We start from the raw sequence: 24388 nt of genomic DNA, 5'->3' as shown, positions 1-24388 counted from the left end.
GCTTTTTCATGTCCGCGCTGCGGGTTTCCGCCCACCGGACCAGTCGGCCGCTTGCGGCTAAAATAGAGGTCTGGTTCGCACTTCTTTCAACATGTCCCGACGCAACATTCCTCTCGCCGACGTCAGCGGGATGCCGGACGTCTCCGGCGTCGCGCATGCCCCTGACGGCACGCTGGCCGACACGTTCGCCAGGCCGCTGCGCGACCTGCGCATTTCGGTGACGGATCGCTGCAACTTCCGTTGCGTGTACTGCATGCCGCGCGCGGTCTTCGACAAGGACTACCCGTTCCTGCCGCACAGCGCGCTGCTCACGCACGAGGAAATCGAGCGCGTGGCGCGACTCTTTGTCGCACATGGCGTCGAGAAGATCCGCATCACCGGCGGCGAGCCACTGCTGCGCAAGAATCTCGAATTCCTGATCGAGCGCCTCGCGCGCCTGACGACGCATGCCGGCCGCCCGCTCGACCTGACGCTGACGACCAACGGCTCGCTGCTTGCGCGCAAGGCGCGCGCACTGAAGGACGCCGGGCTCACGCGCGTGACGGTCAGCCTCGATGCCCTCGACGATGCGCTGTTCAAGCGCATGAACGATGCCGAGTTCGCGAGCGCCGACGTGCTCGACGGCATCTTCGCCGCACAGGCCGTGGGCCTCGCGCCGGTCAAGGTCAACATGGTCGTGAAGCGCGGCACCAACGACAGCGAGATCCTGCCGATGGCCGAGCGTTTCCGCGGCACCGGCGTGGTCCTGCGCTTCATCGAATACATGGATGTCGGCACGTCGAACGGCTGGAACATGACCGAGGTGCTGCCGTCGGCCGACGTCGTCGCGCGGATCGCCGAACATTTCCCGCTCGTGCCGCTCGAGCCGCACACGGCGGCCGAGACCGCGCAACGCTGGGGCTATGCGGACGGCAGCGGCGAGATCGGTGTGATCTCGAGCGTCACGCAAGCGTTCTGCGGCGACTGTACGCGCGCACGGCTGTCGACCGAAGGCAAGCTGTACCTGTGCCTGTTCGCGTCGACGGGCCACGACTTGCGCGCGCTCGTGCGCGGCGGTGCGACCGACGCCGAGATCGCGACCGCGATTGCCCGCATCTGGCAGGCCCGCACCGACCGCTATTCGCAGCTGCGTGGCAGCGCGTCGGCCGAAGCCATGCCCGATGGCACCGGCAAGCGTGTCGAAATGTCGTATATCGGCGGCTGACGCACGCCGGCTCTTTCCGCTTTCGCACGATGCCCGTTTCCGCCTCCCCCTCGATCGCCGGCCTGCTGCTCGCAGGCGGGCGCGCCACACGCATGGACGGCGTCGACAAGGGCCTGCAGTTGCTCGACGGCACGCCGCTCGCGCTGCACGTGCTGCGCCGGCTTTCGCCGCAGGTCGACGAGACGCTGATCAGCGCGAATCGTCACGCCGATCGCTATGTGGAGCTCGGTGCACCGTTCGGTGCGCGCATCGTCGCGGACGAAACACCCGACTTCCCCGGCCCGCTTGCGGGCCTGCTCGCCGGCATGCGGGCGGCGCGCGCACCGCTCGTCGCGTGCTCGCCCTGCGATACGCCCTACCTGCCCGACGACCTCGTCGCGCGGCTGCACGCGGCCCTCGACGCGCAACAGGCCGACATCGCGATGGCCGTGACCGTCGATGCGCTGCAGGCGCGCTCGCCGCAGCCGACGTTCGCGCTGCTGCGCACGTCGCTGGCCGACGATCTGGCCGCCCGGCTCGCGGCCGGCGACCGCAAGGTGCGTGCGTGGTACGCACGCCACAAGACGGTCGAAGTCGAGTTTCGCGACGAGCGTGCGTTTTACAATGCCAACTCCTGGCAGGAACTCGCCGCGCTGGCCCGCCGCTGACGGCACACGCGCCGTTCCCGCCCGGCGCCTGCCGCACGCGAAACCCGCGCCCAGGCACCCTCCTCGCGCCACCGGCCACGAACCCGATACGCCTTGCGGCGCAGTCCGACTGATGATCACGCAATCCTCGCCCGCCTCCCGAACCGATTCCGATGCCGCGCTGTCGCTCGCCGACGCACAGGCACTCGCGTGCCGTTTCGCGGCGCCGGTCGACGCGTGCGACACGGTGACGCTGCGCGATGCGCTCGACCGCGTGCTCGCGGCCGACGTGAACGCGCCGTTCGACATCCCCGCGTATGACAACTCGGCGATGGACGGTTATGCATTCGACGGCAGCGCCGGCATGCCCGCGTCGCCGCAGGGTGACATCGGGATGACGGTCGCCGGCACCGCGTTCGCGGGCCACCCGTTCGACGGCGTCGTGGCAGCCGGCTCATGCGTGCGCATCATGACGGGCGCGCCGATGCCGGCCGGATGCGACACGGTGATTCCGCAGGAACGCGTGCGCGTCGACGGCGACACGATCCATTTCGCCGCGCACGACGTCGCACGCGGTGCAAACTGCCGCAAGGCCGGCGAGGATCTCGCGCGCGGCGCCTGCGCGCTCGCCGCGGGCCGCATCCTGCGCCCGTCCGATCTCGGCCTGCTCGCATCGTTCGGTTTCACCGACGTCACGGTGCGCCGCCGCGTGCGCGTCGCCGTGTTCTCGACCGGCGACGAACTGCGCGAGCCCGGCGAACCGCTCGATCGCGGCGCGCTGTACGACAGCAATCGCGGCATGCTGATCGCGATGCTGGAAAGACTGAATGTCGACGCGATCGATCTCGGGATCGTCCGCGACGACCCGGCCGCGCTCGAAGCCGCGTTGCGCGACGCGGTCGCCGCGCAGGCCGACGCGGTGATCACGTCGGGCGGCGTCTCGGTCGGCGAAGCCGACTTCACGCGCGACGTGATGGCAAAGCTCGGCGACGTGACGTTCGCGAGCCTCGCGCTGCGGCCCGGCCGGCCGCTCGCCTGCGGCACGCTCGCACGCGCGACAGGCGGCGCCGGTCACGCGCTGTTTTTCGGGCTGCCCGGCAATCCGGTCGCGTCGGCCGTCACTTTCTACGCGATCGTGCGCCCTGCACTGCTGACGCTGGCCGGCGCGCAAACGCCACCGCCGGCGATGTACCCGGCGCTCAGCACGCTGGCATTGAAGAAGCGCCCCGGCCGCACCGAATACCTGCGCGGCATCGCGACTCGCGCCGCCGACGGCCGCTGGCAGGTCACGCCGGCCGGTTCGCAGAGTTCCGCATCGTTGAGCGGCCTAGCGGCCGCCAACTGTTTCATCGTCCTGGGCCACGATACCGCGGCAGTCGACGCGGGCACCCCGGTCGACATCCTGCCGCTCGACGGCCTGATCTGAATTCCACTATTGGTATATCTCTACGGGGGCAATCCGCACATGAAGAAACAAATCTCGTCGATCGCCGCGGGGCAGACCGCGAAGGCGCTGATCCTCGTCTACCTGACGTTCAGCGTGCCGATCGTGCTGCTCGGCATTCTCGTCGCTTACATCCGCTACGGGATGGTCGAACTGAGCACGATCCTGAGCGCGCTGCTGCTGAACGCGATCCTCGGTTTCGTGCTGCTGTGGATCGCCTGCCACGCGTACAACTGGGTCGCGTCGCGCTTTGGCGGCATCGAGATCGTGCTGTCCGATCCGCCGGAGGAAGCGTGAGCGGCACGCCGCTGATCCGCGCGGCCGAAACACGCGACGTCGGCGCGATCCTCGCGCTGATGCGCGAGCTGGCCGAGTTCGAGAAGCTCACGGATCTGTTCGTCGCGACTGAAGCCGATCTCGCCGACGCGCTGTTCGGCGCACACCCCGCCGCCGAAGCACGGGTGGCCGAGCATGACGGCGCGATCGTCGCGTATGCGCTGTTCTTCCACAACTATTCGACGTTCCTCGGCCGCCGCGGCCTCTATCTCGAGGATCTGTACGTGCAACCGTCGCAGCGCGGCACGGGCCTCGGCACTGCGATGCTGCGTCACCTCGCGGCACTGGCCGTCGAGCGCCGCTGCGGGCGCTTCGAATGGTCGGTCCTCGACTGGAACCAGCCGGCGATCGATTTCTACGAGAAGATGGGCGCCACCGTGCTGCCCGACTGGCGCATCGTCCGCGTGACGGGCGACGCGCTGGACACGCTCGCCGGACATTGAGCGCACGGCGGCCGCACCGGCGGTCGCTTCATGAAAAAACGGGCGCCGCGGCGCCCGTTTTCGTTCCGGCCGGTGCGGCCGCGCGCGTCACGCGTCGTCCGCATCGGCGCCGTCGCTACCTTCCGCGCCGAGCAGCCCGGCCGCCGCGTCGCCCGGCAGCGCCTCGACCTGCTTCAGCTTGCGGCTCATCACGCGCGTACGCTGCTCGGCGGACTCGATCGAGCGCGTGACCGTTTCGAGCTGCGCCTTCGTGCGCGCGAGCACGTCGCCGAACTTGCCGAATTCCGTTTTTACCGCGCCGAGCACCTGCCACACCTCGCTCGACCGCTGCTCGATCGCGAGCGTGCGGAAGCCCATCTGCAGGCTGTTCAGCAGCGCGGTGAGCGTCGTCGGCCCCGCGACCGTCACACGATAGTCGCGCTGCAGCAGGTCGGTCAGCCCCGGCCGGCGCAGGATCTCCGCATAGAGCCCCTCGGTCGGCAGGAACAGCAGCGCGAAATCGGTCGTGTGCGGCGGCGCGACGTATTTCTCGGCAATCGTGCGCGCCTCCAGCCGCACGCGCGCTTCGAGTGCGCGGGCCGCTTCCTCGACCGCCGGCGCATCGGCACGCTCCTGCGCATCGATCAGCCGCTCGTAGTCTTCGCGCGGGAATTTCGCGTCGATCGGCAACCACACCGGCGGTGCGTCGCGCGTGCCCGCATCGCGCCCCGGCAACCGGATCGCGAACTCGACGCGCTCGGTGCTCTTCGGCACCGTCGCGACGTTCTTCGCGTACTGTTCGGGCGTCAGCATCTGTTCGAGCAGCGCCTCGAGCTGGACTTCGCCCCAGGTGCCGCGCGTCTTCACGTTGGTCAGCACTTTCTTCAGATCGCCGACGCCGGCCGCGAGCGTCTGCATCTCGCCGAGCCCGCGATGGACCTGCTCGAGCCGGTCCGACACGAGCTTGAACGATTCGCCGAGTCGCTGCTCGAGCGTCGCGTGCAGTTTCTCGTCCACGGTACGGCGCATTTCCTCGAGCTTCGCCGCGTTGTTGGTCTCGATTTCCTTCAGCCGCTGTTCGAGCGTCGCACGTACCTCGCCGATCCGGCGGTCGTTCGACTCGGTCAGTTGCGTGAGCTGCCGGTTCAACGTGTCGCCGAACAGCCGGAGCGCGCCGGTCTGCTCTTCGCGCGCCTGCTGCGCCTGGCGCTGCACGCTCTCGCGCATCGCGTCGAACTGCTGCGCATTGCCGGCGACGAGCTTGCCGAGCTGCTGCGCGAAGCCCTCGATCTGGCTGTTCTGCACGGTCGCCACGCTGGTCAGCTGTGCGGCGAGCGTCTGCTGAAGCTGCGCGAAGCTGCCGGCCAGCTCGGTGCGCGAACCGCGCGCGTTCTCGACGATCTCGCCGCGCAATTCGCGTTCGAGCCGCTCGACCGCGCGCGCCTGCGCGTGCGCGGCGTCCTCGATCTGGTCGCCGAGTACGGCCGCATCGTCGTGGCGTCCACCGCCGCGCACGAGCGCGACGATTGCCACCGCGAGCGCGACGGCCAGCACGACGACCGCCGCAAGCAACAACGTCATCGTCATGCGCGCGGCTTCCCGATCACGTCAGAGTTGATCGGATTCGGCGGCTGCCCGGCGCGCGGCCCCTCGCCCAGTGCGGCGATCAGGTTGTCGGCGGCAAGGTTCGCCATCGCGCGGCGCGTCTTTTCGGTCGCGCTCGCGATATGCGGCGTCAGCACGACGTTCGGCACCTCGAGCAGCGCCGGATGCACGGCCGGCTCGCCCTCGTACACGTCGAGGCCGGCCGCGGCGATCGTCCCGTCGCGCAGCGCGGCGGCCAGCGCCGCGTCGTCGACGATCCCGCCGCGCGCGATGTTGGTCAGCGTCGCGGTGGATTTCATCTTCGCGAGTTCGGCCGCGCCGATCGTGTGATGGTTCTCCTTCGTGTACGGCAGCACGAGCACGACGTGATCGGCACGCGCGAGCAGTGCATCCTTCGACACGTACTCGGCACTCAGCTCCGCCTCGATCTCGGGCGCGACCCGCGAACGGTTGTGATAGATCACCTGCATCCCGAAGCCGCGTGCGCGGCGCGCGAGCGCCTGGCCGATGCGGCCCATCCCGATGACGCCAAGCGTCGAGCCGTAGATGTCGGAGCCGAGGAAACCGTCGTACGCCCACTTCTGCCAGTGACCGGCACGCAGCCAGTGCTCGGATTCGGCGATCCGGCGCGCGGCGGCCATCATCAGCGCCCAGCCGAAATCGGCGGTCGACTCGTTCAGCACGTCGGGCGTGTTGGTGCCGAGCACGTTCGCCGCGTTGAACGCGGCCATGTCGAAGTTGTTGTAGCCGACCGCCATGTTCGCCACGACGCGCAAGCGCGGGGCCGCCGCAAGCGCCGCCGCGCCGACCGGGTCGCCAGCCGTCAGCGCACCGTCCTTGTCGGCGAGACGCGCGGCGAGCGCATCGGGCGCGAGCGCGTCGCCGTTGTTCCAGTCGACTTCGAAATACTGCTCGAGCCGTTCGATCACGTCCGGAAAGATCGGACGCGCGACCAGGATCTTCTGCATCGCCATCTCCGTATGCCGCGAGCCAATCGCGGTGCGCGCCGCGCCGCCGGGATCGCCCGCGCTGGGTTGAAAGTTGCCCGGTTACGCCGGGAAGAAGATCAGCGACGTCAGCAGGAACACAGGGACCAATATCACGAGTGCCCAGCCGAGGTACGCGAAGAAGCTCGGCATCTTCACGCCGCGCGACTCCGCGATCGCCTTCACCATGAAGTTCGGCGCGTTGCCGATATAGCTGTTCGCGCCCATGAACACCGCGCCCGCGGAAATCGCGGCGAGCGTCGATGCCCCCGTCGTCATCAGCGCCTGCGCGTCGCCGCCCGCGAGGTTGAAGAACACCAGATAGGTCGGCGCGTTGTCGAGGAACGACGACAGGATGCCCGTCGCCCAGAAGTACATCGCGTCGATCGGCTTGCCGTCCGGCCCCGTGACGAGATGGACGATCTGCGCGAACGCACCGTCCGCGCCCGCGCGCAGGATCACGATCACCGGCGCGATCGTCACGAAGATCCCCGCGAACAGTTTCGCGACTTCCTCGATCGGCGCCCAGTTGAATGCATTGCCCTCACGCGCGGAACGCGGCGTCAGCGCGAGCGACGCGAGCGTCACGCCCACGAGCGCGACGTCGCGCACGAGATTCTGCAGTGCCACGTGCGTGCCCCACACGTCGAACGTGATGCCCGGCTTCCACACGCCGCTCATCAGCACGAGGCCGATCACGGCTGCGAGCAGCACGAAATTGATCTTGCCGTCGATGGACAGCGCCGCGCCGTCGGGTGTCGGGTCGAGCGCGGCCGGCCGCTCCTCGCCTCCCTTCCGGTAGAAGTACGTATCGAGCACGAAGAACAACGCCAGCAACACGACGCAGATGAACAGCATCGGCAGCGCGAGATGCGTGGTGGTCCAGAAGAAGCTCACGCCGTTCAGGAAGCCGAGGAACAGCGGCGGATCACCGAGCGGCGACAGCGAGCCGCCCGCGTTCGCGACGAGGAAGATGAAGAAGATCACGACGTGCACGACATGCTTGCGGTTGTCGTTCGCGCGCAAGAGCGGCCGGATCAGCAGCATCGCGGCGCCGGTCGTGCCCATCACGCTCGCGAGCAGCGTGCCGAGCGCGAGGATCGCGGTGTTCAGCTTCGGCGAGCCGTGCAGGTTGCCGTTCACGCAGATGCCGCCCGCGACCGTATAGAGCGCGGTGAGCAGCACGATGAACGGGATGTATTCCTCGAGCAGCGCATGCACGAGCGTGCCGAACGCGGTGCCCGCGCCGAACGCGAACGCGAACGGAATCAGGAACATGACCGCCCAGCCGGCCGCGATCTTGCCGAAGTGGTGATGCCAGAACACGGGCGCGACGAGCGGGAACAGCGCGATCGACAGCAGGATACCGGCGAACGGGATACCCCAGAGTGCGGACAGCGTGGCACCGTCGAGCGTGGCGGCCGATGCGAGCGCGGGAGCCGCGCCAAGCGCGATTCCCGACGCCATGCCCGCCCAGGCGGCATGTCGTTTCATGCAGAACTTCCTTGTTCGAGTGGTAGTGGATGCAGCGGGCGCGTCATGCGCCGCGTACGACGATCGCGTGCACGCGGTACGGGCCGTGCGCGCCCAGTACGATGGTCTGCTCGATGTCGCCCGTGCGCGACGGGCCCGACACGAAATTGACCGCACGCGGCAATTCGCCGCGCTCCGCACGGATCAGCGCGAACGCGTCTTCATGCCCGGCGACGATCCGCGAAGCCGGTACGATCGCAATGTGCGTTTCCGGCAGCAGGCCGGCCGAAGCATAGGTGTCCGGGCCCGACAGCAGCACCAGCGACCCCGTTTCGGCGGTCGCGCAGAAGCAGCCGGTGAGGCCGACGAGATCGCCGTCGCGCGGCTTGCGGCACTCGACCGACAGGCCGGCGCCGGCCCAGTCGAGATCGGCCAGCGTGCGCCACGCGACGGCCTGCGCCGGCAGGCCATGAGCGGAAAGATAGCGGGCGGCGGCGGCAGGCGCGTCGGCCAGCGTCGCGACTTCGTCGACCGTGGTCGACAGGCGCGCGGCCTCGTCGACGAACGCGGCGACGAGGTCGGCCGGCACCGGCGGGCGCGGGCCCTGCGGATGCTGCGCGAGATAGTCGGCGACGCCGTCGCGCTCCGCTGCCTCGGGTTCGGCCGGGCGCCCCTGCGCCGCGCGGATGCGCGCGAGGATCTGGCGACGGGCAGCGGAAGTGTCCATGAACGGTCCTCGTGACGTTGGCGTGCAATACCGTCGGATTATACCGGCCGCCCCTGCCGCCACGCACCTTCGGCCGAACGGCCGGCGCTCACTTCGACGCGCTTTCCTCGACCGGCTGCGCGATGCCGAACACCTGGCGCAGGTACGCGAGATACGCCTTGTCGTCGCACATGCTCTTGCCCGGCGAATCCGACAGCTTCGCGACCGGCTGGCCGTTGCAGCGGACCATCTTGATCACGATCTGCAGCGGCACGTAGCCGAGATCGTTGGTGAGGTTCGTGCCGACGCCGAACGCAAGCTTGCAGCGGCCGCGGAACCGTTCGTACAACTGCATGACCTTCGGGATGTCGAGCGCGTCCGAGAACACGAGCACCTTGGTGCGCGGGTCGCAGCGGTTCGCCTCGTAGTGGCGCAGCATCCGCTCGCCCCATTCGAACGGATCGCCCGAATCGTGGCGCGCACCGTCGAACAGCTTGCAGAAGTACATGTCGAAGTCGTTCAGGAACGCATCCATCCCGTAGACGTCCGACAGCGCGATCCCGAGGTCGCCGCGATATTCCTTCGCCCACATCTCGAACCCGTAGATCTGCGAATCGCGCAGCCGCGGGCCGAGCGCCTGGCACGCCTGCAGGTACTCGTGCGCCATCGTGCCAAGCGGCGTGATGTCGTGCTTCATCGCGTACAGCACGTTGCTCGTGCCCGCGAACTGCGGGCCGAGCCCGTCGCGCAGCGTGAGCGCGACTTCCTCGTGCCAGACCTTCGAGAAGCGCCGGCGCGTGCCGTAGTCGGCGATCTTGCAGTCGGCGAACTCGGGCTTCGCGCCGAGCAGCTTGATCTTCTCGCGCAGCCGCTCGCGGCCCTCGCGATAGTCGGGCTCGCGCTGCGTGTTGCGGAAATAGACTTCATTGACGATCGCGAGCACCGGGATCTCGAACAGGATCGTGTGCAGCCACGGCCCCTCGATCACGATGTCGATCTCGCCATTGCCCCTCGGCGACGGCGTGATCGAGATGTATTTCTCGTTCAGGTGGAACAGCGCGAGGAAGTCGACGAAATCGCTCTTGATGAAGCGCATCCGCCGCAGGTAGTCGAGTTCGACGTCCGAAAAGCGCAGCGCGCACAGGCCGCGCACCTCGTCGCGGATCTCGTCGATGTACGGCACGAGATCGACGCCCGCCGTGCGGCACCGGAAACGGTATTCGACGCTTGCGGCGGGGAAGTGATGCAGGACGACCTGCATCATCGTGAACTTGTAGAGATCCGTGTCGAGCAGCGAAGTGATGATCATGATTGCGGCACCGCCAATATCGTGACAAGGCCCCGGCGCACCGCGCGCCGCCCGGTCTGTCGGCCATGTTACCCGAATGCGGGCCCGACCATCGTGAAACCGCCTGCCGCCCTGCTCCCGTCGCGCCGGCGCGCCATGCGCAGGGTCCCGTCCCGCGCACCCCATAAACTAATCACGAAACGATATAAGCCGGATAGCCGACCACGCCATGCGGGTTTTGCGCTTCAGTTACAATGCCGCTTTTGGCGCAAACGCCACCCCATATATACCGCCAAGCAGGAGCGTTTTAATGACTCACGTTGTGACCGAAGGCTGCATCAAGTGCAAATACACGGACTGCGTGGATGTGTGCCCGGTGGATTGCTTCCGTGAAGGTCCCAACTTTCTCGTCATCGATCCGGACGAGTGCATCGACTGCGCCGTGTGCGTCGCCGAGTGCCCGACCAATGCGATCTATGCCGAAGAAGACGTTCCGGGCGACCAGCAGCAGTTCACCGAGCTGAATGCCGAGCTGGCAAAGGGCTGGCCGTCGATCACGAAGACCAAGCCGGCACCGGCCGACGCGGACGAGTGGAAGGACGTGCAGGAAAAGCTGCACCTGCTCGAGCGCTGATCGCGCGGCGGCCGCAGAAATTTTTTGTGCGTCGCGGCCCAAAAGTATTGACAGGCTAGCGATCACTCCATACAATCTCGTTTCTCTGCTGTTGTTGTTTGTTCCCCGATAGCTCAGTCGGTAGAGCGCCGGACTGTTAATCCGTAGGTCCCTGGTTCGAGCCCAGGTCGGGGAGCCAAAAACACAAAAGCCCGTTGAAAGTGGACGGGTTTTTTGTTGGAACGAACACACGCAGATATACCGATTTATTCCCCGATAGCTCAGTCGGTAGAGCGCCGGACTGTTAATCCGTAGGTCCCTGGTTCGAGCCCAGGTCGGGGAGCCAGACAGCGAAAGGCCCGTCAATCGACGGGCCTTTTGTTTTTCCGGCCGCCCGCTCGCTGTTCCGCCTTTCGTCGCCCGCTCACGCGCATGCTAGAGTCTCTGTCCCGCATTCGCCTCCGGTTTCGTCGATGAAGCATCGCCTCCTCCGCTCCGCCCCGTTCGCCCTCCTGTTTTCCGCATTCGCCGCGGCACCGCTCGCGCACGCGGAGGAAGTCGGCAGCGTCAACACCCATTTCCGCGTCACGGGCTCCGATCGCGTGGTCGTCGAAGCGTATGACGATCCGGTCGTGAACGGCGTGACTTGCTACGTATCTCGCGCGCGCACCGGCGGGATCAAGGGCACGCTCGGCGTCGCCGAGGATCCGAGCGAAGCGTCGATCGCCTGCCGGCAGGTCGGCCCGATCAGCTTCAAGGAACCGCTCAAGCAGCAGACCGACGTGTTCAGCGAGCGCATGTCGTTCATCTTCAAGACGCTGCACGTCGTGCGCGTGGTCGACAAGAAGCGCAACACGATCGTCTACCTGACCTACAGCGACCGCATCGTCAGCGGCAGCCCGAAGAACGCGGTCACCGCGGTACCGATGCCCGCCGGCACGACGATTCCGGTCAAGTAACGCGCACACCGGCCGGGCGCGCGAGCGATACACTGTCGGTTCGACCGCTCCCGCGCCCGATCATGTCCGCCTCCCGCCTTCCCGACGCCGCACGCTACTGGCGCACGCCGCTGCTGCCGGAGGCGGATCTCGTCACGGCGACCTATCGCGACCACACGTTCGCGCCGCACTGGCACGACGCGTACACGATCCCCGTGATTCTCGAAGGCGCGGAGCGCTTCACCTATCGCGGCAACGGCTATGTCGCCGAAACGGGCACCGTGCCCGTGATCAATCCCGGTGAAGTGCATACGGGCTCGCGCGCGGCCGACGAAGGCTGGTGCTATCGCGTCAGCTACATGCCGGTCGAATTCATCCGTGAACTCACGAGCACGATCGCCGGCCGCCCGCAGGATGCGCCGTGGTTTGCCCCCGACGTGATTCGCGATGCCGATCTCGCGGCACGGCTCACACTTGCACACCGGATGATGGAAGCCGGCAGCGAGCGCGCCCTGTCGTCGAATGCGCACGGGCAGCCGGCCAGCGATACGGTGATCGACGCACCGCGCATCTACGATCCGCTCGCCGCCGAAACGGCGATGCTCGACGCGCTGTCGACGCTGATCGTGCGCCATGCCGACGCGCTGCCGCGACCGGCACCGCTCGCGGCGGACGAACCGCGCGTCGACGCGATGCGCGAGCGGCTCGCGGCCGATCTCATGTGCGCGGTGACGCTCGACGACATCGCGCAGGCGGCCGGCCTGTCGCCGTTCCACGCGGCGCGCCTGTTCACGCGCACGACCGGCATGCCGCCGCATGCGTGGCGCAACCAGTTGCGGCTGCAGCGCGCGCTGGCGCCGCTGCGCGCGGGCGTGCCCGTCGCCGACGTCGCGGCGGCCAGCGGCTTCGTCGACCAGAGCCACTTCACGCGCCATTTCAAACGGATGTTCGGCGTGCCGCCCGGACGCTGGCAGGCGAGCTGACGCGGCCGCCTCCGATTCTGCGAGCGCAAGAACATACAAGCCGCCCCGCCACCGGCCCGCTATCCTCCCATCCATGGAGGAAACCCTTTGAACCCGACACCCGCATCGCCCCCTCGCCGCCCGCTCAACGAATGGCTCGACGGCGCGCGCGACACGATTCCGATGATGATCGGCGCCGCACCGTTCGGCGTGATTTTCGGCACGCTGGTCGGCGGCGGCCCGCTCGCTGCATGGCATGGCGCGCTGATGTCGCTCGCCGTGTTCGCGGGCTCCGCGCAGTTCATCGCGCTCGGCCTGATCGCCGGCAGCGCGAGCTTCGTCGTCGTGCTCGCGACCACGCTGATCGTGAACCTGCGCCACCTGCTGTACAGCGCGACGCTCGCGCCCTATGTCGCACACCTGCCGCTGCGCTGGCGCGCGACGCTCGGCGCGCTGATGACCGACGAGGTGTTCGCGGTCGCCTATGCGCACTACCGGCACTTCGCGCCCGGTACGATCGGCCCCCACTACTTCTTCGGCTCCGGGCTCGCGATGTACCTGAACTGGCAGGTCTGGACGCTCGCGGGTATCGGCTTCGGCGCGGCGTTCCCGGGCCTGCAGTCGCTCGGCCTCGATTTCGCGATGGCGGCCACCTTCATCGCGATCGTCGTCCCGCAGCTCGGCACGCTGCGCTATTTCGCGGCGGCCGCGACGGCCGGCACCCTCGCGTACTTCTGGCAGGGCTGGCCGTACAAGCTCGGGCTGCTCGGCGCGGTCGCCGCGGGCGTCGCGATCGGCGTCGCGCTCACGCTGCTGCACGAACGCACGCGCGCCGGCTCGCGCACGGAGGCCGCATCGTGAACTACGCGCTCCTGATCCTCGGGATGGCCGTCATCACGTACGCGATCCGCTCGACGCTGTTCCTGTTCGGCGAACGGCTGACCTTCCCGCCGCTCGTGCGGACCGCGCTCGGCTTCGTGCCCGTCACCGTGCTGACGGCGATCATCGTGCCGATGACCGTCTCCCCGCACGGCGGCACGGCCGAGCTGACCTGGCGCAATCCGCAGCTCGTCGGCGCGCTCGCCGCCGTGCTCGTGTCGGCGGCCACCCGTCGCCCGCTCGTGACGATCGCCGCGGGGCTCGCGGTGTTCTTCCTCTGGCAAGGGGTCGTGATCCCGCACTGGCTGCCCGCCTGAGCGGACGCTCTACCCGCGTGCGCTCAAGTTTTCGCCCGGCGCGCCGATATAGGGAATGAAGACCCGCCACCGGCCTCTGCGCGCACCGGTCAGTCGACACTGCGCCCGCTCCGGTGCGCCGTGCCGGCCGTCGGCTTGCGCGGGCCGCCATCGAGACGATTCATGGGCCAGATCACCCTTTCCCTCAAGGACGACACGCTCGAGTCCCTGCGCAAGGACTACGACGCGTTCGTTCGCGTGTCGCTGAAACTCGACCCGCAGTTCGCGACGCCGTCGTTCGAGGATTTCCTGCGCGCCAAGCTGCTCGACAACATGGTGCCGCTGACCGAACACGCGGTGCAGCGGATGCTGCAGGGCGGCCAGTACGCGTGGGCCAAGCGCACGCTCGACAAGGAATTTCCGGACGTCGTCGCGATCCTGATGCGACAGGCCGGCGAATTCGGCTTCGGCTTCGCATCGCGCTCCGAATGGACCCCCGACGAACTCGCGAAAGCGTGCCGCGACTGGGCGAAGGCGATCGTCGCCGAAGCGCAGGGCGACCCGTCGCTGATCGACCCGCTCGCGTCGCAGATCAAGGGCGCGGCGCAGGACATCCAGACGCTCGAGGAACTGATGCAGACGCCCGCGTGGCGGCTCGCCGAATCGTTGCGCCAGCGCATTTACGAGGCCAAGCTCGCGTGCGAGATGAGCGTCGGCAGCACCGCGCGCGACAAGCTCGGCGAACTGCGCGGGCTGCTGCGGCTCGGGCTCGCGCACGGCTCGTTCCAGAAGCAGGAAGCGCAGCAGATCATGGAATACCTGCGGCTGCTGAAGCCGGAGATCTTCGTCGAGGAACCGTACGACGTCTTCGCGCGGCTTGCCGCGTGGCTGCGCAGCGTGTTCACGCCGGCCGCCGTGCGACCGGCGCAGGGACAACCGGGACAGGGGCAAGGACAGCACCGGCCTTGACCGCGCGCCCATCCCGCTGAAAGCATGAACCCATGAAAACGGCCCGGTTCGCACGCAGCGGACCGGGCCGTCGTACTGCCGCCGGCGCAACGCCCGGGGGGCGGGCGTCACGCGGTGCCAGGCACCGCTTACTGCGCGGCGCCCTGGGCCGATGCACCGCCTTCCACGCCGACCGATGCGCCGCCTTCGGTCGCTTCGCCGGCCTTCGCCTTGGCTGCGCCGACATGGCCCTTGGCCGACTTCGCGGCATGCTTCGTGTGCTTCTTGGCCGAATGGACGGCCGACGTCGCCGAGTCCTTCGCGCCGTCGGCTGCCGCGCCGACCGCATCGGTTGCACCGCCGACCGCGTTGCCCGACGCGTTCGCGCCGGCACTGCCCTGCACGCCTGCGCCGACGCCTGCCGCCGGAGTCTGCGCCTGCACGCCGGCACCGGCTGCACCCTGCGCCGCCGTGCCCGTCTGGGCAAATGCGGCCGAAGTGGCGAACGCCGTCAGCGCGGCACCGATCAGCATCGTACGAATCTTGGACATGGCAATTCTCCTCAATAAGTTGTGAGCCCGAACCGCAGCGATGCGGTCCGTCGCGTCCCCCGCCGCAACACGCAGCAGGTACGACAAAAGACCCGCGGCGCGCCCGGCCGGTTCTCGAATCTCTCAGACTGTTACCCACCGTTTCATTTGCTGACGAATCGCTCACAGTCCTTAACAACTGCATGCCGCGGCGGCCCGCGCTCGCGCGCCGGCCCGCGGTGCCGTATGATGCGGAGCGTTTCCTCCCGCGCCTTGCGCACCTTCTTCGTCATGCCCAACCTGGATTTCACGCTGACCGGCGAATACGTCGAGCTGCACAACCTTCTCAAGATCACCGGCCTCGCGGACAGCGGCGGCACTGCGAAGCTGATCGTCGCGTCCGGCGCGGTGAAAGTCGACGGCGCGGTCGAGCTGCGCAAGACCTGCAAGATCCGCGCGGGCCAGGTCGTGCTGCTCGGCGACACGCGCATCGCCGTGCGCGAGGCCTAGCACCCGCGTCGTTCCCCCTGTCCGCGACATGGCCTTCGGCGCACGCGTTCGACACGGTTTGAATAAAGCCGTAAGCTGAGCGTCTCTCAAAATAAATACATATAGCGCGGGCCCGCACCCGCGCGAGCGCCCATTCCATGTCGCATTCCGGTCTTACGCGGACGGTCGCTGCGCCGCCGTCGCTATCCAGTCACGCCGCCGATACCGCGCGCCTCGCCGCGCCGCTCGCGATCGCGCAACTTTCGCAGATGGCGATGAGCGTCACCGACACGGTGCTGCTCGGTTCGCTCGGCCCCGATTCGCTCGCGGCGGGCGGGCTCGGCGCGAACTTCTTCTTCGTCATCGTGACCATCCTGCAGGGCGTGCTGTCGTCGGTCAGCGTGAGCGTCGCGCACGCGCGCGGCGCGCAGGCCGAGCACCGCGTGCCGCACATCTACTGGACGGGCTTCGCGCTGTCCGTGCTGCTCGCGATTCCCGCGATCGTCGCGCTGTCGCTGTCCGAACCGATCCTGCTGATGTTCCACGAGCCGCCGCTGCTCGCGCATCACGTCGGCGAATACACGGGCATCCTGCGCTACGCGGCGCTCGGCAGCCTGATCGGCGTCGGGCTGATGCGCGCGTTCCTGCCGGCGATCGGCGCGGCGCGGCGGCTGTTGTGGGTGTCGGTCGGCGGCGTCGGCGTCAATGCCGTGCTGAACTACGGGCTGATCCACGGCGCGTTCGGGCTGCCGCGCCTCGGCTTCCTCGGTTCCGCGGTCGCGACGACGATCACGATCTGGCTCACCGCGCTCGCGCTGATCTGGCTGCTGCACGGCCGGCAACGCTTCCGCCATTTCGTCACCGCCGCGCGCCCGAAGCTGCCCATGATGGGCGAACTGATCGGCATCGGCTGGCCGGTGGCGATCACGTACGGGGTCGAGTCGACGCTGTTCCTCGCAACCGGCCTGACCATCGGCGTGCTCGGTGCGACGTCGCTGGCCGCGCACCAGATCGCGCTGAACGTCGCGTCGGTGGCGTTCATGGTACCGCTCGCGATCGGCCAGGCCGCCAACGTGCGGGTCGGCTACTGGGTCGGCGCCGGGGCGCCCGTCGCCGCGCGGCATGCGGGCTTCGTCGCACTCGGCCTCGGTGTCGCGTTCATGACGCTGTCGGGCATCGTGCTGATCGTCGCGCCGCATGCGATCGTCGGCCTGTACCTGAACCTCGACGATCCGTCGAACGCGGCCACCGTGTCGCTCGCCGCGTCGCTGCTCGGCATCGCCGCGGTGTTCCAGATCGTCGACGGCGCGCAAACCGTCGCGTCGGGCGCGTTGCGCGGCCTGAAGGACACGCGCATCCCGATGCTCGCGGCGACCCTCGGCTACTGGGGCATCGGTTTTCCGACCGGCTACTGGTTCGCGTTCCACGTGGGCCTCGGTGCCCGGGGCCTCTGGTGGGGGCTCGCGGCCGGCCTTGCCAGCGTGGCCGTGCTGATGGCGTGGCGCTTTCATCTGAAGAGCGCGTCACTTGCGACGTCGCCGCGCTGAGCGCGACACGACGCGAAATCGCGGCCGGCGCTATGCTTGTCGGTTGTACACCTCGAGACGCCGCGCGAGCGGCGCGACTGCCTCACGATACGTCTGATGCCGCGCGACGACGCGCGGCCTTTCCCCTTTCCAGGAGGAGTGCATCATGAACGAAGCAGTTCGGATGGAACGCGACACGTTCGGCGAAATCGCCGTGCCGGCCGACCGACTTTGGGGCGCGCAAACCGAGCGCTCGCTGCAGAATTTCCGGATCTCGACCGAGAAGCAGTCGCCCGAGCTGATCCACGCGCTGGCGATCGTCAAGCGTGCGGCGGCGGCCGTGAACCAGTCGCTCGGCGTGCTCGCCGACGACAAGGCTCGCGCGATCATCGACGCGGCCGACGAGATCATCGCCGGCAAGCATCCGCGCGAATTCCCGCTCGCCGTGTGGCAGACGGGCTCCGGCACGCAGACCAACATGAACCTCAACGAGGTGATCGCGAATCGCGCGAGCGAACTGATGGGCGGCGAGCGCGGCGAAGCGCGCAAGGTTCACCCGAACGACGACGTGAACCGCGGCCAGTCGTCGAACGACGTGTTCCCGACCGCGATGCACGTCGCGGCCGCCTACGCGATCGTCAACCACCTGCTGCCGGCGTTGCGCACGCTGCGCGCGACGCTCGACGCGAAGTCGAAGGCGTTCGCCGACATCGTGAAGATCGGCCGCACGCACCTGCAGGACGCCACCCCGCTCACGCTCGGCCAGGAGTTTTCCGGTTACGTCGCGCAGCTCGACCAAAGCATCCGTCACGTCGAATCAGCGCTGCCGCACCTGTACGAACTCGCGCTCGGCGGCACCGCGGTCGGCACCGGGCTGAATGCGCATCCGGAGTTCGCGGTACGCGTCGCCGACGAAATCGGCCGGCTCGCAAAGCTGCCGTTCGTGACGGCGCCGAGCAAGTTCGAGGTGATGGCGGCCGCCGATGCGCTGGTGTTCGCGCACGGTGCGCTGAAGACGGTCGCGGCCGGCCTGATGAAGATCGCGAACGACGTCCGCTGGCTCGCGAGCGGCCCGCGCTGCGGGCTCGGCGAACTGTCGATTCCGGAGAACGAGCCGGGCAGCTCGATCATGCCGGGCAAGGTGAACCCGACGCAGTCGGAAGCCGTGACGATGCTGTGCTGCCAGGTGTTCGGCAACGACGTCGCGGTCAACGTCGGTGGTGCGAGCGGCAATTTCGAGCTGAACGTGTTCCGGCCGATGATCGCGCACAACGTGCTGCAGTCGGTGCGGCTGCTCGCCGACGGCGCGCAGAGCTTCAACGATCACTGCGCGGTGGGCATCGAGCCGAACCGTTCACGGATCGACATGTTGCTGAACGAATCGCTGATGCTCGTGACGGCGCTCAATCCGCACATCGGCTACGACAAGTCCGCGCAGATTGCAAAGAAGGCGCACAAGGAAGGCACGACGCTGAAGGCGGCCGCGCTCGCGCTCGGCTATCTGACCGAGGCGGAATTCGATGCGTGGGTACGCCCCGAGCAGATGATCGGGACGCGGTAAAGGCAGGATGGCGGGCGCGGCGCGTCGAGCGCGGCGCCCGTCGCGGTCAGACCGCGCCCTTCGCGACTTCTTCCGGTTTCATCTCGACGATCTTGTCGAGCGCGGCACGCACGTCGGCCGCATATTTCGCGAGCACCTTCTGCTCGTCGGTCTCGGGCACGAACGGCGGCACCGGCACCGGGTTGCCGTTCTCGTCGACCGCGACGAACACGACGAGGCAATCGGTCGTCTGGCGCAGCACGCCGCCCTTCGGGTCCCCTGCGTGCACGGACACATGGATGTGCATGCTGGTGCGGCCCGTCGCCACGACGCGCGCTTTCAGCTCGACCAGATTGCCGACCAGGATCGGACGCTGGAAACGGATGTTGCCGACGCTGACCGTCACGCAATAGCGGCTCGACCAGACGGCCGCGCACGCATACGCGACCTCGTCGATCCACTTCATCAGCGCGCCGCCATGCACCTTGCCGCCGAAGTTCACGGACGAAGGCTCGGCGAGGAAGCGGAATACGGTTTCGGTGCGGTCGAGGGCGGCCGGCACGGGGGACGGTTGGGACATCTTTTGGCTCCAGGCGGCAGGGGCGCTGTAATCGGGCCATTATACGTTGCGCTGCGGCAACGCGTCGCGGCAAGCCCCGTATGACGCGGCTGCGGCGGCCATACCGGGCAAGGCCGCGGATCGGCGCCGGTCAGCGGCGCACCGTGATGCCCTGGTCGATCGTCCCGTACATCTCGATACTGCCGCCCTGCCCGCCGGCGGCGCCCGCGCCGCCCTGCGCACAGGCCGCGCAGACGAGCGCGGCGGCCAGCATACAGAAAATCGTCTTCATCATTGCGTCGAGTCACATGCGGCGGCCCGCTGCCGCCGCGTCCGGCCATTCTACGCGCGCGCCGCAACGGGCCGCAGTCGTGCCTGCCGACGGAACGCCGCCGCATCCGACATTTCATCCAGATGCGAAACATCGAATGCCCCGCACCCACTACACTGCAACTCATCCCGCCTGACGAGAGACGACGATGACCGATCAAGACGACCACCACTTTCCGGGCCTGAGCCGCATCGGCGCACTGATCGCGGACCCCGGGCGTGCCGCGATGCTGTGGGTGCTGATGGACGGCAGCGCACGACCTGCCGGTGAACTGACGATGATCGCGGGGCTGTCGCCGTCGGCGGCAAGCGCGCACCTCGCGCGGCTGACCGAAGGTGGCCTGCTCGCGCTCGACGTGCGCGGCCGGCACCGCTACTACCGCATCGCGTCGGCCGACATCGCAGCGTCGCTCGAAGCGCTCGCAAACGTCGCCCGCGCGGCCGCGCCGCACCGCCCGGTTCCGCCGCCGACGCGCACGGTACCGGCCGAACTGCGCTACGCGCGCACCTGCTACGACCACATGGCCGGCGAACTTGCCGTCCGCATTTTCGACGGGCTCACCGCGCGCGGCTGGCTGCTCGCGGACGGCGACGCGATCGAGACCACCGAGCTCGGCACGCAGGCGCTGGCCCAATGGGGCATCGACGTCGCGCAGCAGCGCACGCGCCGGCGCCGCTTCGCATGCGGCTGCCTCGACTGGAGCGAGCGGCGCTCGCATCTCGGTGGCGCGCTCGGCGCGGCGCTGCTCGAGAGCTTCTGTGCGAACGGCTGGATCGAACGTTCCGCGCGACCGCGCGTGTTGCGCGTGACCGTGCCCGGCCAGCAGGTTTTCGACGGGTGGCTTACGTCTGCTTGACGCCTGGATTGCGTCTGCACGACAACGGCGCGCGATGGACAGGTTTTGTTACATCGCGTGCCATCCGACTTACAAAACATGGGGCATTGAAACAGGCCAAGCGGATATTGTGAACTCATCGGCACGAATCGACGCGCCGCGATAACGACGATGACGCTCACCATGGCCACCCTGTTCACGCTCAAGCGAACCGCCCGCTACACGTTGCTCGCGTTCGCCGCGCTCGCGGCACTGCCGCCCGCATTCGCGCAATCGGCCGATGCGCCGCCGTACGCGGCCGCCGCGCGGCAACCGGGCGGCGACCCGCCCGGCCGCGTCGCGCGGCTCAACTACCTGTCGGGCGCCGTGACGACCGAGCCGGCCGGCACCGATACGTGGTCGTACGCGGCGGTGAACCGGCCGCTGACGACCGGCGACCAGCTCTGGAACGATGCCGGCGCCCGCTCGGAGCTGCACATCGGCTCGACCGCGGTACGGCTCGGCGATTCGACGAGCCTGTCGGTGCTGAATCTCGACGACACGACGACGCAGTTGAAGGTCGGCCTCGGCACCGTATCGACGCACGTGCGCGATCTGCCGCATGGCGGATCGTACGAAATCGACACGCCGAACCTCGCGCTCGGCATCACCGGCCCCGGCGACTATCGCGTCGATGTCGCGCCGAACGGCGCGAGCACGACGGTCACGATGCGCAACGGCAGCGCGACCGTCTACGGCAGCAACGGGCAGTATCCGCTGTCGCCCGGGCAGCAGGTCGTGTTCACGGGCACCGACCTGCAGGTCGCGCAGCAATCGGCGGCACCGGGCCCCGACCCGCTCGACCAGTGGGCCGCCAGCCGCGACGCGGCCGAGGAGCGTTCGGTGTCGGCCCGCTATGTGTCGCGTGACGTTCCCGGCTACCAGGATCTCGACGCGAACGGCACGTGGCGTGAAACGCCGAATTACGGCTCAGTCTGGGTACCGAACGACACGCCGGCCGACTGGGCGCCGTATCACGACGGCCACTGGATCTGGCAGGCACCGTGGGGCTGGACGTGGGTCGATGATGCACCGTGGGGCTTCGCGCCGTATCACTACGGCCGCTGGGCGTACGTGGACGACAGCTGGGCATGGGTGCCCGGCCCGATGGTCGTCAGCCAGCCGCCGGTCTATGCGCCGGCGCTCGTCGCGTTCGTCGGCGGTGGCGGCGGTCCCGACTGGAGCGTCGCGCTCACGGTCGGCGGCGTCGCCGCGGCCGGCTGCGCATGGTTCGCGCTCGGCCCCGGCGAACCCTGGCATCCGGGCTGGGGTGGCTGGAGCCCGCACTACTACGACCGCGTGAACCGCAACGTCGTGGTGAACAACGTCAACGTCAACGTGAACGTGAACAAGACCGTGAACGTGACGAACATCACCAATATCACCAACATCAACAAGACGTACGTGAACTTCCGTGCGCCGCACGCGATTACGGCCGTGCCGGCCTCTGCGTTCGTACATGGCCAGCCGGTCGCGCACTTCTCGCAGCACGTCGATCCGCAGCAATGGCGCAACGCGCACGTCACGCCGGGCACGCCCGGCATCGCGCCGGTGCGGCAGAGCTTTACCGGCGGGCTGCGCAATGCCAGCTACCGTCCGCCCGCGGTGGTCGCGCAGCATCCGTACGTCGCAACGCGCAACCCTGCGGTGCCGGCCGCCTATCGCGACCAGGCAGCCGCCCATCTCGCCCAGCAAGGCGGGCGCGTGCCGGGCGCAGGCGCGCCGGTCGTGAAGACGAGCGTGCCGGCCGATTACCGGGCCCGCCCGGTCCGCGTGCCGGGTAACCCGAGCGGCGGCGCGTGGGCGATGCACAACGTGCAGCTCGTGAATCCGCATGGCCCCGTCGTGCAGCCGTCACGCGCGCCGCGCGAAAGCCAGCCTCCCGCGGTGCAGGCCGGACGGACGGGTGCACCGGGTGCGCCGGTGCCGGGCGGGCCGATTGCCGGGCGGCCGGCGAATGGCGAACCGCCCAACGCACCGCATTTCGCCAACGGCGGCATGCCGCAGGCACCCGGCAACGCGACGCCGCATCAGGCCTTCGGGCCCGGCAACGGTGTCCCGCATCCGCCGGTCGCAAGCAACACGCCGCTGGGCATCGGCAGCGCACACGCAGCCGAGACGCCGTCACCCGCGTGGATGCAGCCGCACACACCGATGGAACGTCAGCGCACCACCCCGCCGACCGCGCTTCACGCGGCGGGCCAGAATGCGCTGCCGCCCGTGCGCAGCGCAGCCGTGCCGCGTCCGGAAGGCGTACTGACGCCGCAAGGCATGCAGCCCGGCGGCCGGAACGAAGCGCCACGAGCGCTGCCGCAACCGAGGATCGACAACACGGCGCAGATTTCGCAGCCGCGACCGCGCCCCGATTTCCAGACGCCGGGCCAGCACGCGCAGCCGCAACCGGAACGGGCCGCCCCGACGCCGCAACCGCGCCCCGAATTCGCGCAACCGGCGCCGCACCGCGACATCGCACCGCCGCGCGTGAACGAGTACCGGCCGCCGGCGCCTGCCGTGCACGACATGCCGCGCCCGCAGCCGCAGGCGCCGCGCATGGAGCCTCGGCCCCAACCCGCGCCTCGCATGGAACCGCGTCCGCAGCCGGCGCCACGCATGGAACCGCGCCCGTCGATGCCCGCTCCGCGCATGGAACCGCGGCCGCAACCGGCACCGCACGTCGAGGCGCCGCGCCCGAGCAGCCCGCCGCCGCAAGGCGGTCACGAAGAGCGGCATCGCCAGTAAGTGCCGCAAACGTGAAACAAAAAGGCCCGACCGGTTTCAGCCGGTCGGGCCTTTTTTCTGCGGAGCGCGGATCGATGAAACCGCGCGACGCGTACCGCGCGCTCAGACCGCCATCGGCGCAGTCAGCGGCTCATGGTGTCGATAACCGACCAGCGAGAAATCGAACGGCTCGATCTTCTCGAGCCATTCGGGCGCATAAACGCCCGTCTTCGCGTATTCAGGCACGCGCTCGGCAATCTCGAGCCGCGGGCTTTCGTACGGCTCGCGCGTGAGCTGCTGCTGCAGCATGTCGAGCTGGTTCTCGTAGATGTGCGCGTCGCCGATGAAGTACGTGAACCAGCGCGGCGTATAGCCCGTCAGCCGGCCGACGAGCGCCAGCAGCGCGGCCCCCTCCGTCAGGTTGAACGGCGTGCCGAGGCCGACGTCGTTGCTGCGGATGTACAGGCACAGCGAGATTTCGCGCTTCGTCGCGTTCGGCAGGAACTGGTACAGCAGGTGGCACGCGGGCAGCGCGATCTGGTCGAGCACGGCCGGATTCCACGCGTGAAACAGGATGCGGCGGTCGGACGGGTTCTCCATGATCGTGTCCAGGCACTGGCGCAGCTGGTCGATCGCCTTGTACAGCAGCACCTTCGGCGCGCCGTCTTCGTCGAAACGCGTGACGATCCGGAAACCGCGGCCCGTCGCGTCGGCGATCTGCGCGTCGGCGCCCGCGTCGAGCACCTTGTAGCCCGGCCACTGGCGCCATTGCACGCCGTACACGTCGCCGAGATCGTCGACGCCCTGGCGATACGGGTTCGCGAGCCACTGCGCGTTCTCGTTCGCGTTCGCGTCCCACACCTTGCAGCCGAGCGCGCGGAAATCGGCCGCGCTGCGCGACGCGCGCAGGAAACCGACCAGTTCGCCGATCGCCGACTTGAACGCGAGCTTCTTGGTCGTCACGGCCGGAAAGCCTTGCTGCAGGTCGAAGCGGAGCATCGCGCCCGGCATGCTGATGGTGCGGATCCCCGTGCGGTTCTCCTGCCAGGCGCCGGTATCGAGAATGGTACGAACGAGATCGAGATACTGTTTCAT

Annotated in this window: 25 protein-coding genes and 2 tRNA genes; 18 read left to right on the top strand and 9 right to left on the bottom strand. The window is 68.5% G+C overall.

The window, feature by feature from the left end; all coding sequences use genetic code 11:
• The first annotated feature begins 91 nt into the window (after positions 1-91).
• The 5 genes from moaA to HWX87_RS09005 all read left to right on the top strand — a co-directional run bounded on the left by moaA (position 92) and on the right by HWX87_RS09005 (position 4053).
• On the top strand, positions 92-1204 hold the full coding sequence (moaA, locus tag HWX87_RS09025) for a GTP 3',8-cyclase MoaA (RefSeq protein WP_176046830.1): 1113 nt from the start codon (positions 92-94) through the stop codon (positions 1202-1204).
• A 29-nt stretch (positions 1205-1233) separates the two neighbouring features.
• Complete coding sequence (gene mobA, locus HWX87_RS09020) at positions 1234-1851, top strand: molybdenum cofactor guanylyltransferase MobA (RefSeq protein WP_176046829.1); 618 nt, start codon at positions 1234-1236, stop codon at positions 1849-1851.
• A 112-nt stretch (positions 1852-1963) separates the two neighbouring features.
• Positions 1964-3256 (top strand): gephyrin-like molybdotransferase Glp, encoded by a 1293-nt coding sequence (gene glp, locus HWX87_RS09015; RefSeq protein WP_176046828.1) that lies wholly within the window; start codon positions 1964-1966, stop codon positions 3254-3256.
• 39 nt (positions 3257-3295) lie between these two features.
• Positions 3296-3571 carry a hypothetical protein gene (locus tag HWX87_RS09010; protein WP_006476519.1) on the top strand — a complete coding sequence of 92 codons (276 nt, stop codon included), beginning with the start codon at positions 3296-3298 and terminating at the stop codon, positions 3569-3571.
• Positions 3568-4053, top strand: coding sequence for a GNAT family N-acetyltransferase (locus HWX87_RS09005; protein WP_176046827.1), 486 nt, complete (start codon positions 3568-3570; stop codon positions 4051-4053). The genes HWX87_RS09010 and HWX87_RS09005 overlap by 4 nt, the downstream gene beginning before the upstream one ends.
• Positions 4054-4140: 87 nt before the next feature.
• Here the strand turns inward: HWX87_RS09005 and HWX87_RS09000 are convergent, their stop codons facing one another.
• The 5 genes from HWX87_RS09000 to pncB all read right to left on the bottom strand — a co-directional run bounded on the left by HWX87_RS09000 (position 4141) and on the right by pncB (position 10111).
• Positions 4141-5619, bottom strand: a complete 1479-nt coding sequence (locus HWX87_RS09000; protein WP_176046826.1) for a DNA recombination protein RmuC — start codon at positions 5617-5619, stop codon at positions 4141-4143.
• On the bottom strand, positions 5616-6605 hold the full coding sequence (locus HWX87_RS08995) for a D-glycerate dehydrogenase (RefSeq protein ID WP_176046825.1): 990 nt from the start codon (positions 6603-6605) through the stop codon (positions 5616-5618). Before HWX87_RS08995 ends, HWX87_RS09000 begins: the two co-directional genes overlap by 4 nt.
• Positions 6606-6686: 81 nt before the next feature.
• Positions 6687-8117: a sodium:proton antiporter gene (locus tag HWX87_RS08990; protein WP_176046824.1), complete on the bottom strand. Its 1431-nt coding sequence runs from the start codon at positions 8115-8117 to the stop codon at positions 6687-6689.
• Between the two features lie 43 nt (positions 8118-8160).
• Positions 8161-8823 carry a lactate utilization protein C gene (locus HWX87_RS08985; RefSeq protein WP_176046823.1) on the bottom strand — a complete coding sequence of 221 codons (663 nt, stop codon included), beginning with the start codon at positions 8821-8823 and terminating at the stop codon, positions 8161-8163.
• A gap of 88 nt (positions 8824-8911) precedes the next feature.
• A complete protein-coding gene (gene pncB / locus HWX87_RS08980; RefSeq protein ID WP_176046822.1) occupies positions 8912-10111 on the bottom strand; it encodes a nicotinate phosphoribosyltransferase in 1200 nt (399 codons plus the stop codon).
• A 289-nt stretch (positions 10112-10400) separates the two neighbouring features.
• Between pncB and fdxA the strand changes: the two genes are divergently transcribed.
• From fdxA to HWX87_RS08940, 8 genes are all read left to right on the top strand, one after another.
• Positions 10401-10724 carry a ferredoxin FdxA gene (gene fdxA, locus HWX87_RS08975; RefSeq protein ID WP_176046821.1) on the top strand — a complete coding sequence of 108 codons (324 nt, stop codon included), beginning with the start codon at positions 10401-10403 and terminating at the stop codon, positions 10722-10724.
• Between the two features lie 102 nt (positions 10725-10826).
• Positions 10827-10902, top strand: a tRNA-Asn gene (locus tag HWX87_RS08970).
• 71 nt (positions 10903-10973) lie between these two features.
• A tRNA-Asn gene (locus HWX87_RS08965) sits at positions 10974-11049 on the top strand.
• A gap of 127 nt (positions 11050-11176) precedes the next feature.
• A complete protein-coding gene (locus HWX87_RS08960; protein ID WP_175843089.1) occupies positions 11177-11662 on the top strand; it encodes a CreA family protein in 486 nt (161 codons plus the stop codon).
• 62 nt (positions 11663-11724) lie between these two features.
• Positions 11725-12624 (top strand): AraC family transcriptional regulator, encoded by a 900-nt coding sequence (locus HWX87_RS08955; RefSeq protein ID WP_176046820.1) that lies wholly within the window; start codon positions 11725-11727, stop codon positions 12622-12624.
• Between the two features lie 87 nt (positions 12625-12711).
• Positions 12712-13464 (top strand): AzlC family ABC transporter permease, encoded by a 753-nt coding sequence (locus HWX87_RS08950; RefSeq protein WP_176046819.1) that lies wholly within the window; start codon positions 12712-12714, stop codon positions 13462-13464.
• Positions 13461-13799, top strand: coding sequence for an AzlD domain-containing protein (locus tag HWX87_RS08945; RefSeq protein ID WP_175975429.1), 339 nt, complete (start codon positions 13461-13463; stop codon positions 13797-13799). The genes HWX87_RS08950 and HWX87_RS08945 overlap by 4 nt, the downstream gene beginning before the upstream one ends.
• A 162-nt stretch (positions 13800-13961) precedes the next feature.
• The gene (locus HWX87_RS08940) at positions 13962-14747 is read left to right on the top strand and encodes a DUF4088 family protein (RefSeq protein ID WP_176046818.1); all 786 of its coding nucleotides are present in this window, start codon (positions 13962-13964) and stop codon (positions 14745-14747) included.
• Positions 14748-14875: 128 nt separating this feature from the next.
• Here the strand turns inward: HWX87_RS08940 and HWX87_RS08935 are convergent, their stop codons facing one another.
• Entirely contained in the window at positions 14876-15277 is a 402-nt protein-coding gene (locus HWX87_RS08935) for a hypothetical protein (protein WP_176046817.1), read from the bottom strand.
• Between the two features lie 270 nt (positions 15278-15547).
• Here HWX87_RS08935 and HWX87_RS08930 point away from each other — a divergent pair, with 270 nt between their 5' ends.
• From HWX87_RS08930 to fumC, 3 genes are all read left to right on the top strand, one after another.
• Entirely contained in the window at positions 15548-15766 is a 219-nt protein-coding gene (locus tag HWX87_RS08930) for an RNA-binding S4 domain-containing protein (protein ID WP_006486208.1), read from the top strand.
• Between the two features lie 137 nt (positions 15767-15903).
• A complete protein-coding gene (norM, locus tag HWX87_RS08925) occupies positions 15904-17292 on the top strand; it encodes a multidrug efflux MATE transporter NorM (protein WP_176046816.1) in 1389 nt (462 codons plus the stop codon).
• A 145-nt stretch (positions 17293-17437) separates the two neighbouring features.
• Positions 17438-18832 carry a class II fumarate hydratase gene (gene fumC, locus HWX87_RS08920; protein WP_176046815.1) on the top strand — a complete coding sequence of 465 codons (1395 nt, stop codon included), beginning with the start codon at positions 17438-17440 and terminating at the stop codon, positions 18830-18832.
• Positions 18833-18878: 46 nt separating this feature from the next.
• On the opposite strand, the gene HWX87_RS08915 is transcribed toward fumC, so the two are convergent.
• Positions 18879-19391 carry an acyl-CoA thioesterase gene (locus HWX87_RS08915; protein ID WP_012328135.1) on the bottom strand — a complete coding sequence of 171 codons (513 nt, stop codon included), beginning with the start codon at positions 19389-19391 and terminating at the stop codon, positions 18879-18881.
• 130 nt (positions 19392-19521) lie between these two features.
• A complete protein-coding gene (locus HWX87_RS08910) occupies positions 19522-19665 on the bottom strand; it encodes a hypothetical protein (protein WP_176046794.1) in 144 nt (47 codons plus the stop codon).
• Positions 19666-19849: 184 nt separating this feature from the next.
• Between HWX87_RS08910 and HWX87_RS08905 the strand changes: the two genes are divergently transcribed.
• Together HWX87_RS08905 and HWX87_RS08900 are read left to right on the top strand one after the other, a co-directional pair.
• Positions 19850-20557 (top strand): helix-turn-helix transcriptional regulator, encoded by a 708-nt coding sequence (locus tag HWX87_RS08905; RefSeq protein ID WP_176046814.1) that lies wholly within the window; start codon positions 19850-19852, stop codon positions 20555-20557.
• Positions 20558-20707: 150 nt separating this feature from the next.
• Entirely contained in the window at positions 20708-23314 is a 2607-nt protein-coding gene (locus tag HWX87_RS08900) for a DUF6600 domain-containing protein (RefSeq protein WP_244137646.1), read from the top strand.
• Between the two features lie 102 nt (positions 23315-23416).
• On the opposite strand, the gene HWX87_RS08895 is transcribed toward HWX87_RS08900, so the two are convergent.
• Entirely contained in the window at positions 23417-24388 is a 972-nt protein-coding gene (locus tag HWX87_RS08895; protein WP_176046813.1) for a thymidylate synthase, read from the bottom strand.

Origin of the sequence: Burkholderia sp. BCC1644 (genome assembly GCF_902833225.1) — a bacterium.
Lineage (GTDB): Bacteria > Pseudomonadota > Gammaproteobacteria > Burkholderiales > Burkholderiaceae > Burkholderia.
The sequence above is the reverse complement of the archived record's forward strand: the minus strand, read 5'-3'. Positions and strand labels throughout refer to the sequence as shown.

Coding starts and splice junctions, on each gene's coding strand:
- HWX87_RS08955 (WP_176046820.1), top strand. CDS start 11,725: ATGTCCGCCTCCCGCCTTCCCGACGCCGCACGCTACTGGCGCACGCCG.
- HWX87_RS08900 (WP_244137646.1), top strand. CDS start 20,708: ATGACGCTCACCATGGCCACCCTGTTCACGCTCAAGCGAACCGCCCGC.
- HWX87_RS08960 (WP_175843089.1), top strand. CDS start 11,177: ATGAAGCATCGCCTCCTCCGCTCCGCCCCGTTCGCCCTCCTGTTTTCC.
- moaA (WP_176046830.1), top strand. CDS start 92: ATGTCCCGACGCAACATTCCTCTCGCCGACGTCAGCGGGATGCCGGAC.
- pncB (WP_176046822.1), bottom strand. CDS start 10,111: ATGATCATCACTTCGCTGCTCGACACGGATCTCTACAAGTTCACGATG.
- HWX87_RS08905 (WP_176046814.1), top strand. CDS start 19,850: ATGACCGATCAAGACGACCACCACTTTCCGGGCCTGAGCCGCATCGGC.
- fdxA (WP_176046821.1), top strand. CDS start 10,401: ATGACTCACGTTGTGACCGAAGGCTGCATCAAGTGCAAATACACGGAC.
- fumC (WP_176046815.1), top strand. CDS start 17,438: ATGAACGAAGCAGTTCGGATGGAACGCGACACGTTCGGCGAAATCGCC.
- mobA (WP_176046829.1), top strand. CDS start 1,234: ATGCCCGTTTCCGCCTCCCCCTCGATCGCCGGCCTGCTGCTCGCAGGC.
- HWX87_RS09010 (WP_006476519.1), top strand. CDS start 3,296: ATGAAGAAACAAATCTCGTCGATCGCCGCGGGGCAGACCGCGAAGGCG.
- norM (WP_176046816.1), top strand. CDS start 15,904: ATGTCGCATTCCGGTCTTACGCGGACGGTCGCTGCGCCGCCGTCGCTA.
- HWX87_RS08895 (WP_176046813.1), bottom strand. CDS start 24,388: ATGAAACAGTATCTCGATCTCGTTCGTACCATTCTCGATACCGGCGCC.
- HWX87_RS08910 (WP_176046794.1), bottom strand. CDS start 19,665: ATGATGAAGACGATTTTCTGTATGCTGGCCGCCGCGCTCGTCTGCGCG.
- glp (WP_176046828.1), top strand. CDS start 1,964: ATGATCACGCAATCCTCGCCCGCCTCCCGAACCGATTCCGATGCCGCG.
- HWX87_RS08935 (WP_176046817.1), bottom strand. CDS start 15,277: ATGTCCAAGATTCGTACGATGCTGATCGGTGCCGCGCTGACGGCGTTC.
- HWX87_RS08930 (WP_006486208.1), top strand. CDS start 15,548: ATGCCCAACCTGGATTTCACGCTGACCGGCGAATACGTCGAGCTGCAC.
- HWX87_RS08990 (WP_176046824.1), bottom strand. CDS start 8,117: ATGAAACGACATGCCGCCTGGGCGGGCATGGCGTCGGGAATCGCGCTT.
- HWX87_RS08985 (WP_176046823.1), bottom strand. CDS start 8,823: ATGGACACTTCCGCTGCCCGTCGCCAGATCCTCGCGCGCATCCGCGCG.
- HWX87_RS08940 (WP_176046818.1), top strand. CDS start 13,962: ATGGGCCAGATCACCCTTTCCCTCAAGGACGACACGCTCGAGTCCCTG.
- HWX87_RS08915 (WP_012328135.1), bottom strand. CDS start 19,391: ATGTCCCAACCGTCCCCCGTGCCGGCCGCCCTCGACCGCACCGAAACC.
- HWX87_RS09000 (WP_176046826.1), bottom strand. CDS start 5,619: ATGACGATGACGTTGTTGCTTGCGGCGGTCGTCGTGCTGGCCGTCGCG.
- HWX87_RS08995 (WP_176046825.1), bottom strand. CDS start 6,605: ATGCAGAAGATCCTGGTCGCGCGTCCGATCTTTCCGGACGTGATCGAA.